This is a genomic window from Millisia brevis NBRC 105863 (assembly GCF_001552615.1).
GTDB classification, from domain to species: Bacteria; Actinomycetota; Actinomycetes; order Mycobacteriales; family Mycobacteriaceae; genus Millisia; species Millisia brevis.
The window spans coordinates 54,510-71,857 of sequence record NZ_BCRN01000018.1; the positions used below are offsets into that span (position 1 = coordinate 54,510).

Genomic DNA, 17,348 nt, shown 5'->3' on the forward strand with positions numbered 1-17,348 from the left:
GGCACTCCCTCTCCTGTCAACCGGGCCGGGTCGGGTCAGCCCACCCGCCCCAACGCGGCGAGCACCCGGGTCTGACGATCGGCGTCGGCGGGTGCCTCGGGCCCGCGTGCGCAGACCCCTTCGCTGTAGAGAGTGTCACCCCAACCGGCGATCGCCGCTTCGAGGGAGTCGAGATCGGTGTCGCTGAAGCGGTGCGGGGTGTCGGTGACCGCGGCGATATCCCAGCGATGGGCGACCAGGTCGAAGCCGTAGAACTGCAGCAGGGCGTCGCCGACGGTCATCGCGCCGAACGGGGTCTCGAATTGCTGGGCGACCACCGTCGGATCGGCGAGGGCCGCCCGCACCGCCGCGACGTGTGACGACCACGCCGCCGCCGGATCGGAGAGGTCCCCGGCGGCCGGCAGATCGACGCCGTGGCGGCCGAGGAATTCGCGCTGGGTGTCGATCAGGTGGGCGAGGACATCGCGGGCCGTCCAGCCCTCGCACGGGCTCGGCGCGTCCCATTCGGCTGCGGTGACGCGACCGACGACGTCGCTCATGCCGTCGGCGAGCAGGTAATAGGTTTCCGAGATACTGGGAGTCGACATGTGTACCGACCTTAGGAGCGGCCGGTGACGGATGGCTTGATGAAATCCGACAGGTTGGCGCCTCCGGCGAACGATGAACCGGAGGCGTTCGGACGCGCTCACCTGGCCGACCCGGATCATCGGGGTGCGGTCGAGGTCATTCGCCGGGATCCACCGGAGGATCTGGCCGATCGGGTGCGGGGGTTCTGGTTTCCGAGCTGGCGGGTTCCGGCCGGCGCCGAGTATCCCCAGCGGGTGCTGCGCTATCCGGTCTGTCTATTGGTGGTGACGCCGTCGTACGCGAGATTTCACGGTCCCGCCACGGGACTGTCCACCACGGTGCTGACCGGCACGGGGTCGGCGGCCGGCGTTCTGCTCGCCCCCGCCACCGGGGCGCTGCTGCTCGGCGGATCGGTGGCGCCGTGGACCGACCGGCATACCGAGATCGCGGAGGTATTCGGCGCTCGCGGCGCGCGGGTGGTCGACCGGGTGCGCGCCACGCTGGGCTCCCCGCCGGTACCGGAGACGGCCCGCGCTGCGGCCGCGGACGCGTTCGCCGACTTCCTGCGTTCCCACCCGCCGCTCGACGCGGACGGGGAGTTGATCAACGCGATCGTCGAGTTCGTCGAAGGGCGCGCGGAGGTCACCCGGGTCTCGCAGATCTGTGCCCATTTCTCGATGACCGAGCGCACCTTGCAGCGGTTGGTGCGCCGCCGTCTCGGGCTGAGTCCGAAGTGGTTGATCCAACGCCGCCGCCTGCACGACGCCGCCGAGAGGCTGCGCGGCGGGCACACCACGCTCGCCGACCTGGCCGCCGATCTCGGGTACGCCGACCAGGCCCACCTGGTCCGCGACTTCCGCACGGTGACCGGTGCAACCCCCGCCGCGTTCGGCGCCCGGTATCGGCAAGACTGACCTCATGGTCGACAAGAGCCTGTGGACGCAGCAGATCGAGCGGGACCCGCAGCACTCCCACCGGTACATCCAACGGTTCAAGGACCTCGCCGCCGCGGGCAACGACCTGCACGGTGAGGCCCGGCTGATCGACGCGATGGTCGGGCGCGAGGCCCGGATCCTCGACGCCGGCTGCGGCCCCGGCCGGGTCGGCGGCGAACTCGCCCGCCGCGGTCACACGGTCGTGGGGGTCGACGTCGACCCCGTCCTGATCGCCGAGGCGGCCACCCAGTTCCCGGAGTCGACCTGGCGGGTGGTCGACCTCGCCGAACTCGACCTGCCCGCCGCCGGCATCGCCGAACCGTTCGACGTGATCGTCGCTGCCGGCAACGTCATGGCATTCCTCGCGCCGAGCACCCGCCGCGACGTGCTGGCCAACCTGGCCGCCCACCTCGCCGCCGACGGCAGGCTGGTCGTCGGCTTCGGCGCCGGGCGCGGCTACGAGGTTGCCGACTTCCTCGCCGACGCCGCGGCCGCCGGGCTGAGCATCGACCTCGAGCTGGGCACCTGGGACCTGCGGCCGCGCACCGCGGGTTCGGACTTCCTGGTCGCCGTGCTCAGCCGCCGGCCGTGAGCCCGTACCTGGAGGCGCCGCCGCTGGCGTTCGCCCACCGCGGCGGGGCGCTGCTGCCGGTCAACGAGGGCATCGAGAACACCCTGCGCGCGATCGAGAACGTCGTCGCCCTCGGCTACCGGTACATCGAGACCGACGTCCAGGCCAGCGCAGACGGCGAGGCGTTTGCCTTCCACGACGAGAACCTCGGCCGGATGGCGCCGGACTCGGAGTTCGGCTCCCGCCCCTTCGGCGAGCTGACCGCCGCGCAAATCCGCAGCGTGCGCACCGGCGGCGGGGAGCCCGTCGCCACGATCGGTGAAGTGCTGCAAGCATTTCCGGATACGAAGTTCAACATCGACGTCAAGTCCGAGGCGGTGATCGAGCCGACGGTGCGGGCGATCGAAGCCGCCGGCGCGATCGACAGGGTGCTGATCGCCTCGTTCAGCGGCAAGCGCCTGGGCGCGGTCCGCTGGTTGCTGCCGGGGGTGGCCACCTCGGCCGGGCCCGCGGAGGTCGCCGCCCTGCGCCTCGGTCCACGACCGTTCGGCCGGTTCGCTACCCGCGGGGGTGCGGTCTGCGTGCAGGTGCCGACCAGCTGGCGCGGCCGCCGCCTGGTCACGCCGGGATTCATTGCCGCCGTGCATCATCGGGGGATGCAGGTGCACGTCTGGACCGTCGACGAGCGGGCCGAGATGGTCGAACTGCTCGATATGGGGGTCGACGGCATCGTCACCGATCGCCCGGAACTGTTGAAGGAGGTGCTGGTCGAACGTGGCCGGTGGTGAGGTGTGCAATCGTCGCCCGCACAGCCCTGCCGAGACAACTATCTCCTCTGCGGCCCGCTGAGGAAGACCATCGCACACCGCCCGGGCGGCGGCGGTCAGCGGTTGGAGGGCCGCAGCGAGGGGGAGGTCAACCAGTCGATCAGGGTGCGGGCGGAACGCCAATCGGCGCGCACCCGATCCAACAGGCCGGGGCCGACCGCGTCCGCCTCGAAGCCGTAGTCCCGGCTGATCACAAACTGCTTGTGCCGCAACAACTCGATCCGCGGGTGGTCCTTCGCGAACCCGCGCGGCGCGGTCTTGAGGGTGTCGCCGCCGACCTCCCAGCCGGCCTTCCGGTACGTGTCGAACATCTTCGCCAGGGGCTTGCCGGTGATGTCCTGATCGATCGCGGTGCGCAGGCGGCCCAACAGTTCACTGTCGGCGTGGTAGCACCCGGCGGCGACCTTGGTGCCCGCAGCGGAGATCTCGACGTACCAGCCGGTCGCCTCGCCGGTGCCCACGAAGGCGCCCTGGTGGGTCTTGTACGGCGTCTTGTCCTTCGCGAAGCGCACGTCGCGGTACGGCCGGAAGATCTTGGCGGCCCCGAACTCCTCGGCGAGCGCTTCGGTCAACGCGACCATCGGCGCGTGCACCGCGGTGCGGTAGGTGTCCTTGTGGGCTTCCCAGAACACCTTGGAGTTGTCCGCCTCGAGGTCGTCGTAGAAGTCGAGGGCGGCGTCCGGGAAGCCGGCGAAGGTCATCCCCGCAGGTAGGCGATATCGGCGGCGACGCCCTCGCCGGGGGTTTCCAGGATGATCGGTGCGCCGGCGTTCTCGGCGATGTCGCGCAGTTCGTCGGCCTTGATGGTGCCGGACTCGAGGTTGGCGTGGCGGTCGCGGGCGGAGTCGAACTCGTCGCGCGAGTTGTTCAGGTGGATCAGATCGATCCGGCCGGTGATCGCCCGCACCCGGTCGAGCACGCCGTCGAGTTCCTCGCCGCCCGCCCAGGCGTGGCAGGTGTCCAGGCAGAAGCCGGGGCCGAATTCGCCGATGGCATCCCACAGCCGGGCGATCGCGTCGAACCGGCGGGCCATCGCCCGGTCACCGCCGGCGGTGTTCTCCACCCAGATCGGGACGGCGAAGCCCCCCTCCTCGGCCTGCCGCTCGAACAGCTTGCGCCAGTTCTCGACGCCCTTCTCCGGGTCCTCGGAGTCGCGCACGTGACCGCCGTGCAGCACCACGCCGATCGCGCCGATCTCCTTGGCGGTCTCCACCTGCTGGGCGAGCGCCTTGCGCGAGGGGATGCGGATGCGGTTGTTCAGGCTCGCGACGTTCAGCACGTACGACGAGTGCACCACGACGTCGACCTCGGAGTCGGCGATCGCCCGCAGCCCGTCCGACACCACCGGCTTGTTCCACTTCTGGGGGTCGGTGGTGAACAGCTGAACCAGGTCGACGCCGAGCTCCCGCGCCTCGTCGAGGGGCTGGTCGGCGCTGCGGGTGTGCACTCCGATACGCATGCCGACCACACTATCCCCGGCCCCCGACAGGGCCCGCGCAGCCGGCTAGAACGTCAGGACGACCTTGCCGGTCGCGGTCCGGTTCTCCAGGGAGGCGACCGCTTCGGCGGCCCGCTCGACGGGGAACTCGGTGATCGTCGGCAGCGCGATCGCCCCCGACTCGTACAGCGGCACGAGGCGGGCCCACTGTTCCTGCAGGTAGCCGGGCACGCCGAGGATGTACTCACCCCAACCGGCGCCGACGACCTCGATGTTCTTGAGCAGCAGCCGGTTGACCTTGACGGTGGGGATGTCGCCGCCGGTGAAGCCGACGACCACCAGGCGGCCGCCGCGGGCGAGGGAGCGCAGGCTGTCGGTGAACCGGTCACCGCCGACCGGGTCGATGATCACGTCGACGCCCTTGCCCTCGGTCAGGGCGCGCACCTCGGTCAACCAGTTGTCCACCAGCACCACATCGGTGGCCCCGGCCTCGCGGGCGCGTTGCGCCTTGGCCTCGGAACTGACCACCGCGATCACCCGAGCGGCGCCGAGCGCGGCCGCCATGCGCAGCACCGACGTCCCGATGCCGCCGGCGGCGCCGTGCACGAGCACCGTCTCCCCGTGGGCGAGCCGGCCGCGCTCGCGCAGCGCGAAGTCGACGGTCAGGTCGTTGAAGACCACGCCCGCCCCGGTGGTGGGTCCGAAGACGTCCGGCAGCGCGAAGACCTGCTCGGGAGCGGCGATCACCACCTCCGCCATCGCCGAGCCCGCCCCGGTCAGCGCCGCGACCCGATCACCGGGCGACAGCGGCGAACCCTCGGGCGCCGAGCGGACCACACCGGCGAGTTCGCTGCCGAGGACGAAGGGCAGTTCGGGCCGGATCTGGTACAGGCCGCGGCTCATCAGCGCGTCGGGAAAGGCGACCCCGGCGGCCTCGACATCGATAACCACACCGTGGCCGGTCGGTTCCGGAAGATCGACCACCTCGATCGCTTCCGGTCCGTCCAGCTTGCTGACCTGCACTGCGCGCATCGTTGCCGCCTCCTCGATCGATCCGACCTTCTCCGATGTCCGACCGTACAAGCAGTCGTCCGTTCGATCGACAGGCTCGGAGAAAACGAGCAGCGGGCGACCGGAGTGGGCGACTGATACGTTTTGCCCCGTTCGGACCTGCAAGTCGGATCCCACTCCGAAAGAGGTACGCGCATCATGCTCGATATCCGCCGACGGGGCGTCGGAATCGTGTGGTGGACAGCAATAACCGGACTGCTCATGCTGGTGACGGCCTGCTCGGGAATGCCCGCGCTGCTCGGCGACAGCGAGGCCGGCGGGGATGTCTCGGGCGGTGCCCGCGCCTACGAGCTCGGCACCACGACCGCGCCTCCGGATGCGCCGGAACCCGGGGAGATCGATGCGCCGGTGCCGGGGCAGTTGGACTTCGACGAGGGCGGCTACCGGTACCTCGAGGTCGAGGTGGGCCAATGCCTCACCTACACCTCGGTCCCCGACGACCGGGGAGGCGACCGCGACAACAAGGTGACCGATGTGCGGGAGACGCCCTGCGGAGCGGTCGGGTCGAGCTACCGGGTGATCGCGAAGACGGCGACCACCGATGAATGCCCGGCGGACAAGAACGGCTCCTGGTACGAGACCGCCACCGATGCGAGCGACTGGCAGACCGGCGCGGTCTGTCTGGACTACGACTGGGTGGAGGGCGAGTGCACGTCGCTTCCGCCGCCTCGGGATGCCCCCGTCGCGCGGGACGAGCGGGGGATCGCGATCGATGAGCACGGCAACGGGATACTGGCCAGGCGGGTCGCCTGTGATGATCGGACGGTGACCAACGTCTGGCGGGTCGGCCGGATCGTCTGGGACGCCGCCTCGGCACAGGTCTGCAACCGGGGCGAGAGCGGCTTCGTCTACGAGGTTCGCCGCTTCGTCGTCTGCGCCACGCAGTTGTAATATCGTGATCTCGGTCACAATTAGGACCGGATTTCGCCCTTCTTATCGGCACTGAGTGCCACGTCCGACGAATAGCGGTGCAGAATCGGACAGTCGGACGTCCCAGTAGTGACGCACAATGGGAGTAAGGCAGAGCGGCCGCAGACCATGCGTGGCCGGATGAACGCGGAAGGCGGTAATCATGTCGGCAACCACGTCGGTCATCGTGGCGGGGGCTCGGACCCCGGTGGGCAAATTCTCCGGGGGACTTGGCACTCAGTCCGGTAGCGACCTCGGCGGCGTTGCGATAAAGGCCGCCCTGGAGAAGGCCGGCATCACCGGCGACCAGGTCGACTACGTCGTCTTCGGTCAGGTCCTCACCGCCGGCGCCGGGCAGATCCCGGCCCGCCAGGCAGCGGTCGCCGGTGGCATCCCGATGTCCGTGCCCTCGATCACCATCAACAAGGTGTGTCTGTCCGGGGTCGATTCCATCGCCCTGGCCGATCAGCTGATCCGCGCCGGCGAGTTCGACGTGATCGTCGCCGGTGGCACCGAGTCGATGACCCTGGCCCCGCACCTGTTGGAGAAGTCGCGCGCCGGATTCAAGTACGGCGACGTCACCCTGCGCGATCACCTGGCCTACGACGGCCTCTACGACATCTTCACCGACCAGGCGATGGGTTCGCTGACCGAGTCGTACAACGCCAACCACGACACGATCTCCCGCGAGGCGCAGGACGAATTTGCCGCCGCCTCGCACCAGCGGGCGGCTGCGGCCTGGAAGAACGGCCTCTTCGACGACGAGGTCGTACCGGTGACGATCCCGCAGCGCAAGGGTGACCCGGTGGTCGTCGCGCGCGACGAGGGCGTGCGTGCCGACACCAGCGCCGAGGCGCTCTCCCGGCTGCGCCCGTCCTTCAGCAAGGACGGCACGATCACCGCCGGCAATGCCTCCCCGATCTCCGACGGCGCCTGCGCCGTGGTCGTCATGAGCAAGGCCAAGGCCGAAGAGCTCGGACTCGAGTGGCTCGCCGAGATCGGTGCCCACGGCGTCGTCGCCGGACCGGATTCCTCGCTGCAGGAACAGCCCGCCAATGCGATCGCCAAGGCCTGCGAGAAGGAGGGCATCACGCCCGCCGACCTCGACCTGATCGAGATCAACGAGGCCTTCGCCGCGGTCGGCATCGCCTCGACCGCCAAGCTGGGCGTCTCCCCGGAGATCGTCAACGTCAACGGCGGCGCCATCGCGATCGGCCACCCCCTGGGGATGTCCGGCGCGCGGATTACCCTGCACCTGGCGCTCGAGCTCAAGCGTCGCGGCGGTGGCATCGGCGCGGCCGCGCTCTGCGGCGGCGGCGGACAGGGTGACGCCCTGATCGTTCGGGTGCCGAGCAACTGACCCACGACATCGTGAAGGGGGCCACGCTGCCCGGTTCGATCAGGCGTGGACTGCTGGTGGCCGCGGCCGTCTCCATGACGGTCGCGGCTGCGGCATGTTCGGCGTCCACCGACGAGACCACCACCGCGGCCGACGCGACGACCACCGCATCGACCACGGCACCCGCATCGACCACGACCGCTGCGGACGCCACGACGTCGACCCCGACGACCACCACCGGCTCCGAGGTCACGCTGACCGGCGTACCGGTGGGCGCCGGCGACTGCGTCGCGCTGTCCGGCGGTACCGCCACCGCCGCGGCCGCTCCGGCGGTCTGCGGTAGTCCGACCGCGAACTACCGCGTCTCCCAGACGGTTCGGCAGAGCACCGAATGCCCGGCGGACACCGACCAGGTCTATTACGAGACGGTCAACGGGGTCGAGCAGGGCGCGCTGTGCCTCGACATCGACTGGGTGGTCGACGGTTGTATGACCGTTCCCCTCGACCAGCCCGCGAGCCGGGTCGATTGCGCCGATCCCGCTGCGACGTTCGTCAGCCGGGCGACCCGCATCCTCGAGGGCACCGACTCTGTCGACGCCTGCGGTGGCGGAGGTGGATACGCCTATTCGGTCCGCAAATTTGTCGTCTGCGTCCAGGAGATGTTCACGCCGCCTCCGCCGGCCCCGTCGCCCGGTGGATAGGCCTCGCGAAATCGGCGTTCCAACCCCGTAACAACGACGAAATCAGTGGGACCAAACGGAATCTAACGCTGAATCGGTTGCCGAACTGTCGCAGGTTGGGCACCATTGAAGGTATGACCCCGGACACGCCATCTCGTTACGATCGCTTGCAGCAAGGCGCGAAGGACAACCTGTGGATGCACTTCACGCGCTACTCGTCCTATCGGGATGCACCCGTTCCGATCATGACCCGCGGCGAGGGCGCGTACATCTACGACATCGAGGGCAAGCGGTACCTCGACGGTTTGTCCGGACTGTTCGTCACCCAGGTTGGTCACGGTCGTGAGGAATTGGCCGAAGCCGCCGCGGCGCAGGCCCGCGAGTTGGCGTTCATGCCGCTGTGGTCCTATGCGCACCCGACCGCCATCGAATTGGCCCAGCGGGTAGCCGGTTACGCCCCGGGCGACCTCAACCGGGTCTTCTTCACCAGCGGTGGTTCCGAAGCGGTCGAGTCGGCCTGGAAGCTGGCGAAGAACTACTTCAAGCTCACCGGAAAGCCGTTGAAGCACAAGGTGCTCAGCCGCTCGATCGCCTATCACGGCACCACCCAGGGCGCGCTGTCGATCACCGGCCTGCCCGGCCTCAAGCAGCAGTTCGAGCCGTTGGTGCCCTCGACGTTCCGGGTGCCGAATACCAATATCTATCGCGCCCCGGCCAATACGGCCGGTCCGGACGGCACCGACGCGGAGGCGTTCGGTCTCTGGGCCGCCGACCAGATCGCGGTCGCGATCGAGAACGAGGGTCCCGATACCGTCGCGGCGGTCTTCCTCGAGCCGGTGCAGAACGCCGGTGGCTGTTTCCCGCCGCCGCCCGGATACTTCCAGCGGGTCCGCGAGATCTGCGACCAGTACGACGTCCTGCTGGTCTCCGACGAGGTCATCTGCGCCTTCGGACGCCTCGGCTACATGTTCGGCGCCGAGCGCTACGGCTACCAGCCGGACATCATCACCTGCGCCAAGGGATTGACCTCCGGCTACGCACCGCTCGGCGCGATGATCGCCTCGGACCGGTTGATGGAGCCGTTCCTGGAGGGCACCAACAGCTTCTCGCACGGCTACACCTTCGGCGGGCACCCGGTGGCCACCGCGGTCGCCATGGCCAACCTGGACATCTTCGAGCGCGAGGCATTGCTGGAAGGCGTGCGCGACAAGGAATCCGCGCTGCTGGCCACGCTCTCGAAGCTGAAGGACATCCCGATCGTGGGTGATGTGCGCGGCGCCGGGTACTTCTACGGCATCGAATTGGTCAAGGACAAGGAGACCAAGGAGAGCTTCACCGACGAGGAATCCGAGCGCATCCTCTACGGATTCGTCTCCAAGCAGCTCTACGCCGAGGGCTTGTACTGCCGGGCCGACGACCGTGGCGACCCGGTGGTCCAGCTCGCGCCGCCGCTGATCTGCGGTCAGGAACAGTTCGACGAGATGGAGCAGATTCTGCGCGTGGTGCTCGAGAAGGCATCATCGCTGGTGTGACCGCAAAACGATCGCGCCCGATACTCGACGACGTCAGCAAGGCGATCATCGAGCAACTCCAACAGGACGGCCGACGGTCGTACGCGGCGATGGGCAAAGCCGTGGGACTGTCGGAGGCCGCCGTACGACAGCGGGTTCAGCGCCTTGTCGATACCGGCGTGGTGCAGGTGGTCGCGGTGACCGATCCGCTGCAGCTCGGCTTCGCCCGCCAGGCGATGATCGGGGTCAAGGCGACCGGGCCGCTCGAGCCGGTCGCCGACCGGATCGCCGAACTCGACGAGGCCGAGTACGTGGTGATCACCGCCGGCTCCTTCGACCTGCTGGTCGAGGTGCTCTGCGAGAGCGACGAGCATCTGCTCGAGGTGGTCTCCGGAAGGATTCGGTCGATCGAGGGTGTGATCGAGACCGAGACCTTCATGTACCTGGATCTGCGCAAACAGGTCTACAGCTGGGGCGTTCGGTAGCAGCAGTACATGACGCGACCGCCGTCGGCCGGGAGATCCCGGTCGACGGCGGTTGTGTCGTTGGTGGGGGATGACGCTCGACGCGGCAGCGGGAGTGGCCGTGTCCTTTTCCGGTTCGGTGGGCATATGCGGGGCGTTTTCCCGTCCACCGGCCGGGTTTGTTTCTTTTTTGGGGGTTGTCGACAGGGCCCTGGCGTCCTAGTGTGATCCAGCGCATACTAAATCACACCAAATATATTTGATGTGATCCTTGGGAGGAGCCGGCGATGACGCGCGAGATCACCACCGACCCTGCGGCGGGTGAGCCGATCGACGGAGCGGCGGGTCCGGACGCAACGAGCGCCCCCGACGTTCTGGTCATCACCGATCCGCGCACCGGGCGCCCCCTCGGCCGATACGCGGTCACCGATGCCGACGCGGTCACCGCGACCGTCGAACGTGCCCGCACGGCCGCGGCCTGGTGGCGCGCGCAGGGCTTCGACGGCCGCCGCGCCTGGTTGAAGCGGTGGAAGCGGGCGATCGCCCGCGGCGCCGACGACCTCGCCGAGGTGATCGCCGCCGAAACCGGCAAGCCGATCGACGACGCCCTGCTCGAGGTGATGTTGGCGGTCGAACATCTCGACTGGGCCGGCCGCAACGCCCGCCGGGTCCTGCGGCGGCGCAGCGTCTCGCCGGGCATCGTCAGCGCCAACCAGGCGGCCAGCGTCGGATACGAGCCCATGGGCGTCGTCGGGGTGATCGGACCGTGGAACTATCCGGCCTATACGCCGATGGGATCGATCTCCTACGCCCTGGCGGCCGGCAACGCGATCGTCTTCAAACCGAGCGAATTGACCCCCGGCGTCGGCGCCCGGCTCGCCGCCTTCTGGGCGGAGCTCGGTGCCCCGGAACCGGTCGTCCAGGTGATCGTCGGCCCCGGCGCGACCGGTGACGCGCTCGTCCGGGCCGGGGTGGACAAGGTCGCCTTCACCGGATCCGCCGCGACCGCCCGACGGGTGATGGCCACGTGTGCGCAGAGCCTGACACCGCTGGTGGTCGAGGGCGGCGGCAAGGACGCGCTGATCGTCGCCGCGGACGCCGACCTGCCCGCCGCCGCGGACTTCGCCGTCTTCGGTGGCCTCGGCAACGCCGGCCAGACCTGCGCCGGAGTCGAGCGGGTGCTGGTCGAATCCCCGGTCTACGAACAGTTTCTCGTCGAGGTGCGCAGCCGGGCGGAGAAGCTCACGCTCACCGGTCCCGCACCCGCTTACGGCCCGATGACGCTGCCGCGGCAGGTCGATATCGTGCGCGATCAGGTCACCGAGGCGATCGCCGCCGGGGCTACGGCGATCGTCGGTGGCGCGGACGCCTTCACCGGCCGTCGGATCGCGCCGATCGTGCTGACCGATGTTCCCGCCGAGAGCAGCGCCGCAACCGAGGAGACCTTCGGGCCGACCCTGGTGATCGAACGGGTGGCGAGTCTCGACGAGGCGGTGCGACGCGCCAACGCGACCTCCTACGGGCTCGGCGCCTCGGTCTTCACCGCCGACCGGGCGACCGGCACCCGCATCGCCGACGAATTGCGTTGCGGCATGGTGTCGATCAACTCGGTCCTCGGCTTCGCCGGTATCGGCGCGCTGCCCTTCGGCGGGGTCGGCGACTCCGGTTTCGGACGCATCCACGGCGCCGACGGGCTGCGCGAATTCTCCCGGCCGAAAGCGGTCACCCGGCAACGGTTCCCGGCGCCGCTCAATCTGCTCACCTTCGATCGCAAACGGCGGGACATGACGATCTCGCGCTGGATGCTGCGCATGCGACACGGACGGTGAGCGCCCGTTGACCCGCACAGCTGAGCCGGGCGGTGGGCCGAGGTGACGTACGAACTGCCGGTGGCCAAGGGGCCGGTGCGCGATGTCGCCCAACAGGGCGGCTACCTGATCGGCTTCTCCGTCGAGGCGATCATCGGGCTCATTCGCGTCCTGCTCGCCCGGCGCCTGTCCCTGCACGAGACGGTCACCCAGACCCTGGCGATCGGCCGCGTCAGCACCGGACCCTCACTGCTGTTGATGATTCCGATAGGCGTCTTCATCGCCGTCTCGGTAGGTGAACTGGCCGGGCGCATCGGTGCGGGCGGTTACTCGGGGGCGGTGGTGGCCTTCGTGATCGTCGGGCAGGCCTCCGCGCTGGTGTGCGCGCTGATGATGGCGGGTGTCGCGGGCTCGGCGATCTGTACCGACCTCGGGTCGCGCAAGATCCGCGAGGAGATCGACGCGATGGAGGTCATGGGCATCGACGTGGTCGAGCGGCTGGTGGCGCCGCGGCTGGTCGGCGCGCTGGTCGTCTCGCTCGCGATGTGTGCGATGGTCACCTTCGGCGGTGTGCTGGCCTGTTACCTGTATCACATTTACGTCCAACATCTTCCGGCCGGCGACTTCATGGCCACGTTCACCCAGTACGGGCGGTTGGCCGACTTCATCATGGCGATGTTCAAGGCGGCGGTCTTCGGTCTGGTCTCTACTCTGGTCGCCACGTTCAAGGGCTTGCACGCCAAGGGGGGCGCCCGCGGTATCGCCGATGCGGTCAACGAGGCGGTGGTCATGGCGTTCGCGTTGGTCTTCATCATCAATACCGCGCTGTCCGCGCTGTACAGCGTGATCGTGCCGGCCGTGGGCGCCTACTGATGAGCGCACGCTGATGGTCGCCTTCGACACCCGGGTGCGGGTGACTCGCGCCGCCCTGCGCCCGGCGCACGGTGCGGTAGCCGTGCTGGCCGATATCGGGCTGCACGTCGGCTTCTACTGGCGCACAGTGGCATCGCTGCCGTTTGCGCTCACCCGCTACCGCCGGCATGTGCTCACCCAGATCAGTGAGGTCAGTTTCGGGACCAACTCGATCCTGGCCGGCGGCGGCACCGTCGGCATCGTCTTCGCGATGTCGTTGGCCGCCGCGATGACCCTCGGCGTCGAAACCCAGCGCGGCCTCGAACTGGTCGGCATGAGCACGATGGCCGGCATGCTCTCGGCGATCGCCAATACCCGGGAGCTGGCGCCGGTGGTCGTCGCGATCGCCCTGGCCGCCAAGGTCGGTACCGGCTTCACCGCCCAGATCGGGGCGATGCGCATCTCCGACGAGATCGACGCCCTGGACACCATGGCGATTCGGTCGATCCCGTTCCTCGCCGGCACCCGGGTCCTGGCCGCGGTGGTCTGCGTCATTCCGATCTACATGATCGGCCTGCTGGCGAGTTACCTGTCGACGCGGCTGGTGGTCGTGTGGTGGGGAACCGGATCTGCGGGCACCTACGACTACTTCTTCCACCTCGCCCTGCAACCACAGGACCTGATCTATTCGATGATCAAGGCGGTGGTCTTCGCCGTAGTGGTCGCCCTGGTGCACTGCGCCTACGGCTATTACGCCTCGGGCGGTCCCGCCGGGGTCGGCCGTGCGGCCGGACGTGCCCTGCGCACAGCGATTCTCGCGATCGGCATCCTGGACGTGTTGATGACCTTCGCGCTGTGGGGGCTCGTCCCGCAGATCCCCGGAATGGGGGTGTAGCGGATGGCGCGGGCGGGTGGGCCGACCCGGACGGCATTGGCGGTGCGCGGCGCCGCCTTCGTGGTGGTCGGTGTCGGCGTGGCGATCCTGATGGTGCTGCGCGGGACCGGTGGCCTCGATCGCGACGCCACGGTCTCGGTGGACCTGCCCGCGGAGGCCGGACTGATCACCGGGGAGGCGCCGGTGCGCTACGCCGGGGTCAACGTCGGGCGCATCGCCGCCATCGAGGCCGGCCTGTTGACCTCGACGGTGCGACTGTCGATCGGGCGTGAGGTCCTCGACCGCATTCCGGCCGACGTTGTCGCTCGAGTGGTGCCACGAACCTTCTTCGGCGACATCTACATCCAGCTCGTCCCCGCCGGCGCCGGGACGACAATGACGCTCGCGGACGGCGCCCGCATCGACGCCGATACCGGACCGGACGCGGTTGCCCTGTACGACATCTACACCCGCATGTTCGACATCCTCGACCGCATGCATCCGCAGCAGGTGCAGGTCGCGCTCACCGCGATCGGGCGCGCGGTCGACGGCCGGGGCGAGCGGATCGGCGCATCGATCGACCACTGGAGCTCCGCCGCGGATACCTTGGCGCCGGCGCTGCGGGACCTGTTGAACAGCACCCCCGATCTGGTGACGGTGCTCGACGCGATCGACCGCGCCGCACCGGACACCCTCGACATGCTCGCCTCGGCGACCTCGCTGTCGCGGCAACTGGCCGACCACCGGGAGTCCTTCGATGCCGCGCTCACCTCCGCCGCCGGGTTCGCGCCCGTGGTCGACGCTTTCCTGGACACCAACCGGGAGTCGCTGACCACGGTGATCGACGCCTCGGGGGCGATCCTGGCGACCACCGCCGCCAACGCCGACGGGCTGACCCGAACGATCGACCAGGCCAACAGTTTCGGGCGCACCGCCGCCGTCGTCTTCTCCTCGGGCCGCTTCGACATCACCGCGGTGCCGTCGTTTTCCGATCCGCTGCCCTACGGTCCCGCGGATTGCCCGCGCTACGGTGCGCTGACCGGTCCCAACTGCGGCGCCGCCACCGGAACCGCCGCGCCGCGCACCAATCCGCTGTCGGACGCCCCGGACGAAGCGCAGTCACCGCTGGACCCGGCCCGGGTCGCCGATCCCACCGTCGATTCCGCCCTCGATGCGGGCGTCGTCGGCGTTCCCGGTACCGTTCCCGCCGTCCCCGGCCCCGTGGTCGGACCCGTCGTGGGACCCGGTCCGATCGTCGACCCGGCCGCCGAGGCCCCCATCCTCGATCTGATCGAGCGCCACCTCGGGATCACCGTGCCTGCGTCGTCGGAGGCGAACGGACCGGAGGCGGCGTCGGTGGTCATGCTCGGCCCGCTGATCCGCGGCACCGAGGTGACGCTGCGATGAAGGTCACCGCACGGCAATGGGCCTCGGTCGCCCTGTACTGCACGATCGGTATCGGTTGCGGCGCACTGGTGGTCAACACCCTGTCGGTACCGGTGCGGGGTTCGACCGATAGCTACGGTGTCGAGTTCGACGATATCGACGGGCTCTCCGTCGGCAACCCGGTGATGATCTCCGGGGTCCGGGTGGGCCGCGTCGACGGTATCTCGATTCGCGATGCCGCCGACGGGACGGCGATCGCCCTGGTGGACATCGAGATACAACGGGACTACCGGCTGCCCGCCGACGTCGCCGCGGGAATTCGCTACGGTGACATGCTCGGAGCCCGCTTCCTCGATCTGACCGGCGTCACCCCCGACCCCGCCGACATCCTCGAGCCCGGCGGGATCATCCCCTCCGAGCGCACCACCGGACCGCTCGACCTGACCGCGCTGATGAACGGCTTCAAACCGCTGTTCGACGCGCTCGACCCGGAGCAGACCAACCAATTGACCCGCTCCTTCGTCGACACCTTCTCCGGCCAGGGCGGATCGATCGCCCAACTGGTGCACACGATCGGCGTGGTCGGCAACGCGGTCGGCGATCAACAGCAGGTCTTCACCGCCCTGGTCGCCAACCTCACCCAGTTGCTCGAATCGGTCGACCGCCGCACCCCCGAACTGCGGGACCTGCTGTCCGGGGTGGCGGCCCTGTCGAGTGCCGTCGTCGGGAGCAACGCCGACGTCACCACGTTGCTCGACCAGGGCAGCGCCACCGTCGCCACCCTCGCCGGCGCGGTCGCCCGCTCGAACGGGGACTACACCCGCACGGTGGCCGATCTGCGGGAGACCACCGACACCTGGAACGCGACCACCGCCGAATTCGAGCGATTCCTCACCACCGTCCCCGAATTCGCCGACACGATCAACCGGATGGGCAGCTACGGCAGCTTCCTGTCGCTCTACCTGTGCAACTTCACCCTTGAGGCCGGGCAACAGAACGCCAACCTCTTCGGCACCGCCCACTCGGAGGTCTGCCGATGATGATGCTGCTGGTCCGGCTGATCGATCGGTTCGTCGGCGTGCTGCTCTTTGTCGTCAAAGGGGAGCGGCGCGCCGGAACATCGGTTCCCCTGACCCTGGGAGCGGTCGGAATCGCCCTGCTGATCGCCGGATTGGTCGCCAGCATCGCCATCCCGCATGCCTGGTACCTCTGGCGGACCGAGCCCTACGTGGTCGAACTGGCCAATGCGTCGGGCCTGCGCAGCGGTGACGCCGTCTACGTCTCCGGCGTACCCGTCGGCCGGGTGGAGACGATCGCGTTGGCCGGCGACCGGGTCCGGGTCGACCTGCGCCTCGACGACGCCCGCACGGTCGGCGACCGGTCGACCGCCACCGTGCGGCTCCAGACCGTCCTGGGGCGCCGCTATCTCGAGATCGTGCCCCGCGGACAGGTCCCCGACGGGCCCGACGCCCGGGTGATCCCGCTGTCGCGCACGACCGTTCCGTTCAGCCTCGACGACCTGGGCGCCGCGACCGTCGCCGTCCGCGACGACATCGACACCGCCTCGATGGAAACGATGATGCACACCCTGACCGAGGTTATGCCCGGTGATCCCGCCGATATCGGGGCCGCTCTCGCGGGTATCCGCAGCGCCTCCGCGTTGATCGCCGACAACAGCGAACAGCTCGACCGATTGCTGTCCGCCTCCCGGGATCTGACGGATCTGGTTGCCCAACAATCCGAGTCGATCGCCACGATCGCCGCCGACAGTCGCACGATCGTGGCGACCCTCGTCACCCGCCGCGACGCGCTCGTCGGCCTGGTCGCGAACCTGCGCATCGTCCTCGACCGGGTCTCGACGACCTTCGCCGCCACCAACGCCGACATCAACCAACTCATCCCGAATCTGGTGCGGGTCACCGACACCCTCGACCGGAACATCGCGGCCATCGACGCCGTGATGCAGAAGATGCCGCCGTCACTGCGGGCGCTGACCAATGCGACCGGCAACGGCACCTGGACCGATGTGCACTCGCCGTCCGCGGTCATCCCCGACAATCTGCTCTGCGCGTTGGGGGTGATGAGCCCGTGCCGGTGACATCCGCGCCCGAGCCCT

The 17,348-nt window shown here is 69.1% G+C and carries 18 protein-coding genes; 14 read left to right on the forward strand and 4 right to left on the reverse strand.

The window, feature by feature from the left end; genetic code table 11:
• Positions 1–35: 35 nt before the first annotated feature.
• Entirely contained in the window at positions 36–587 is a 552-nt protein-coding gene (locus MB1_RS20965; RefSeq protein ID WP_066912197.1) for a TIGR03086 family metal-binding protein, read from the reverse strand.
• A gap of 39 nt (positions 588–626) precedes the next feature.
• Here MB1_RS20965 and MB1_RS20970 point away from each other — a divergent pair, with 39 nt between their 5' ends.
• From MB1_RS20970 to MB1_RS20980, 3 genes are read left to right on the forward strand one after another with little or no spacing between them, the layout of a single operon-like run.
• On the forward strand, positions 627–1,481 hold the full coding sequence (locus MB1_RS20970) for a helix-turn-helix domain-containing protein (protein ID WP_066912199.1): 855 nt from the start codon (positions 627–629) through the stop codon (positions 1,479–1,481).
• Positions 1,482–1,485: 4 nt separating this feature from the next.
• Positions 1,486–2,094 carry a class I SAM-dependent methyltransferase gene (locus MB1_RS20975; RefSeq protein ID WP_066912202.1) on the forward strand — a complete coding sequence of 203 codons (609 nt, stop codon included), beginning with the start codon at positions 1,486–1,488 and terminating at the stop codon, positions 2,092–2,094.
• Positions 2,091–2,861 (forward strand): glycerophosphodiester phosphodiesterase family protein, encoded by a 771-nt coding sequence (locus tag MB1_RS20980; protein ID WP_084352356.1) that lies wholly within the window; start codon positions 2,091–2,093, stop codon positions 2,859–2,861. Before MB1_RS20975 ends, MB1_RS20980 begins: the two co-directional genes overlap by 4 nt.
• A gap of 95 nt (positions 2,862–2,956) precedes the next feature.
• On the opposite strand, the gene MB1_RS20985 is transcribed toward MB1_RS20980, so the two are convergent.
• From MB1_RS20985 to MB1_RS20995, 3 genes are read right to left on the reverse strand one after another with little or no spacing between them, the layout of a single operon-like run.
• Positions 2,957–3,601 (reverse strand): DUF2461 domain-containing protein, encoded by a 645-nt coding sequence (locus MB1_RS20985; RefSeq protein WP_066912208.1) that lies wholly within the window; start codon positions 3,599–3,601, stop codon positions 2,957–2,959.
• Positions 3,598–4,359 (reverse strand): deoxyribonuclease IV, encoded by a 762-nt coding sequence (locus MB1_RS20990; RefSeq protein ID WP_066912325.1) that lies wholly within the window; start codon positions 4,357–4,359, stop codon positions 3,598–3,600. Before MB1_RS20990 ends, MB1_RS20985 begins: the two co-directional genes overlap by 4 nt.
• A 45-nt stretch (positions 4,360–4,404) precedes the next feature.
• The gene (locus MB1_RS20995; RefSeq protein WP_066912328.1) at positions 4,405–5,370 is read right to left on the reverse strand and encodes an NADPH:quinone oxidoreductase family protein; all 966 of its coding nucleotides are present in this window, start codon (positions 5,368–5,370) and stop codon (positions 4,405–4,407) included.
• A 177-nt stretch (positions 5,371–5,547) separates the two neighbouring features.
• Here MB1_RS20995 and MB1_RS21000 point away from each other — a divergent pair, with 177 nt between their 5' ends.
• The 11 genes from MB1_RS21000 to MB1_RS21050 all read left to right on the forward strand — a co-directional run bounded on the left by MB1_RS21000 (position 5,548) and on the right by MB1_RS21050 (position 17,330).
• Positions 5,548–6,300: a hypothetical protein gene (locus MB1_RS21000; protein ID WP_157084221.1), complete on the forward strand. Its 753-nt coding sequence runs from the start codon at positions 5,548–5,550 to the stop codon at positions 6,298–6,300.
• 181 nt (positions 6,301–6,481) lie between these two features.
• On the forward strand, positions 6,482–7,678 hold the full coding sequence (locus MB1_RS21005) for an acetyl-CoA C-acetyltransferase (protein WP_066912213.1): 1,197 nt from the start codon (positions 6,482–6,484) through the stop codon (positions 7,676–7,678).
• Positions 7,679–7,689: 11 nt separating this feature from the next.
• On the forward strand, positions 7,690–8,358 hold the full coding sequence (lppU, locus tag MB1_RS21010) for an LppU family putative lipoprotein (RefSeq protein WP_157084223.1): 669 nt from the start codon (positions 7,690–7,692) through the stop codon (positions 8,356–8,358).
• A gap of 113 nt (positions 8,359–8,471) precedes the next feature.
• Positions 8,472–9,869 (forward strand): aspartate aminotransferase family protein, encoded by a 1,398-nt coding sequence (locus MB1_RS21015; RefSeq protein ID WP_066912220.1) that lies wholly within the window; start codon positions 8,472–8,474, stop codon positions 9,867–9,869.
• Positions 9,866–10,333, forward strand: coding sequence for an Lrp/AsnC family transcriptional regulator (locus MB1_RS21020; protein WP_245650299.1), 468 nt, complete (start codon positions 9,866–9,868; stop codon positions 10,331–10,333). Before MB1_RS21015 ends, MB1_RS21020 begins: the two co-directional genes overlap by 4 nt.
• Positions 10,334–10,599: 266 nt before the next feature.
• Positions 10,600–12,141 (forward strand): aldehyde dehydrogenase family protein, encoded by a 1,542-nt coding sequence (locus MB1_RS21025; RefSeq protein WP_066912226.1) that lies wholly within the window; start codon positions 10,600–10,602, stop codon positions 12,139–12,141.
• 42 nt (positions 12,142–12,183) lie between these two features.
• Positions 12,184–12,993, forward strand: a complete 810-nt coding sequence (locus MB1_RS21030) for an MlaE family ABC transporter permease (protein WP_066912229.1) — start codon at positions 12,184–12,186, stop codon at positions 12,991–12,993.
• 13 nt (positions 12,994–13,006) lie between these two features.
• Positions 13,007–13,867 (forward strand): MlaE family ABC transporter permease, encoded by an 861-nt coding sequence (locus MB1_RS21035; protein ID WP_066912232.1) that lies wholly within the window; start codon positions 13,007–13,009, stop codon positions 13,865–13,867.
• A 3-nt stretch (positions 13,868–13,870) separates the two neighbouring features.
• Positions 13,871–15,253 (forward strand): MCE family protein, encoded by a 1,383-nt coding sequence (locus MB1_RS21040; protein ID WP_084352360.1) that lies wholly within the window; start codon positions 13,871–13,873, stop codon positions 15,251–15,253.
• Positions 15,250–16,272: an MCE family protein gene (locus MB1_RS21045; RefSeq protein ID WP_066912235.1), complete on the forward strand. Its 1,023-nt coding sequence runs from the start codon at positions 15,250–15,252 to the stop codon at positions 16,270–16,272. The genes MB1_RS21040 and MB1_RS21045 overlap by 4 nt, the downstream gene beginning before the upstream one ends.
• Entirely contained in the window at positions 16,269–17,330 is a 1,062-nt protein-coding gene (locus MB1_RS21050; protein WP_369406879.1) for an MCE family protein, read from the forward strand. The genes MB1_RS21045 and MB1_RS21050 overlap by 4 nt, the downstream gene beginning before the upstream one ends.
• Positions 17,331–17,348: the final 18 nt, after the last annotated feature.

Coding starts and splice junctions, on each gene's coding strand:
- MB1_RS21025 (WP_066912226.1), top strand. CDS start 10,600: ATGACGCGCGAGATCACCACCGACCCTGCGGCGGGTGAGCCGATCGAC.
- MB1_RS21035 (WP_066912232.1), top strand. CDS start 13,007: ATGGTCGCCTTCGACACCCGGGTGCGGGTGACTCGCGCCGCCCTGCGC.
- MB1_RS20975 (WP_066912202.1), top strand. CDS start 1,486: ATGGTCGACAAGAGCCTGTGGACGCAGCAGATCGAGCGGGACCCGCAG.
- MB1_RS21000 (WP_157084221.1), top strand. CDS start 5,548: ATGCTCGATATCCGCCGACGGGGCGTCGGAATCGTGTGGTGGACAGCA.
- MB1_RS20990 (WP_066912325.1), bottom strand. CDS start 4,359: ATGCGTATCGGAGTGCACACCCGCAGCGCCGACCAGCCCCTCGACGAG.
- MB1_RS21005 (WP_066912213.1), top strand. CDS start 6,482: ATGTCGGCAACCACGTCGGTCATCGTGGCGGGGGCTCGGACCCCGGTG.
- MB1_RS21050 (WP_369406879.1), top strand. CDS start 16,269: ATGATGATGCTGCTGGTCCGGCTGATCGATCGGTTCGTCGGCGTGCTG.
- MB1_RS21015 (WP_066912220.1), top strand. CDS start 8,472: ATGACCCCGGACACGCCATCTCGTTACGATCGCTTGCAGCAAGGCGCG.
- MB1_RS21040 (WP_084352360.1), top strand. CDS start 13,871: ATGGCGCGGGCGGGTGGGCCGACCCGGACGGCATTGGCGGTGCGCGGC.
- MB1_RS20965 (WP_066912197.1), bottom strand. CDS start 587: ATGTCGACTCCCAGTATCTCGGAAACCTATTACCTGCTCGCCGACGGC.
- MB1_RS21045 (WP_066912235.1), top strand. CDS start 15,250: ATGAAGGTCACCGCACGGCAATGGGCCTCGGTCGCCCTGTACTGCACG.
- MB1_RS20970 (WP_066912199.1), top strand. CDS start 627: ATGAAATCCGACAGGTTGGCGCCTCCGGCGAACGATGAACCGGAGGCG.
- MB1_RS20995 (WP_066912328.1), bottom strand. CDS start 5,370: ATGCGCGCAGTGCAGGTCAGCAAGCTGGACGGACCGGAAGCGATCGAG.
- MB1_RS20985 (WP_066912208.1), bottom strand. CDS start 3,601: ATGACCTTCGCCGGCTTCCCGGACGCCGCCCTCGACTTCTACGACGAC.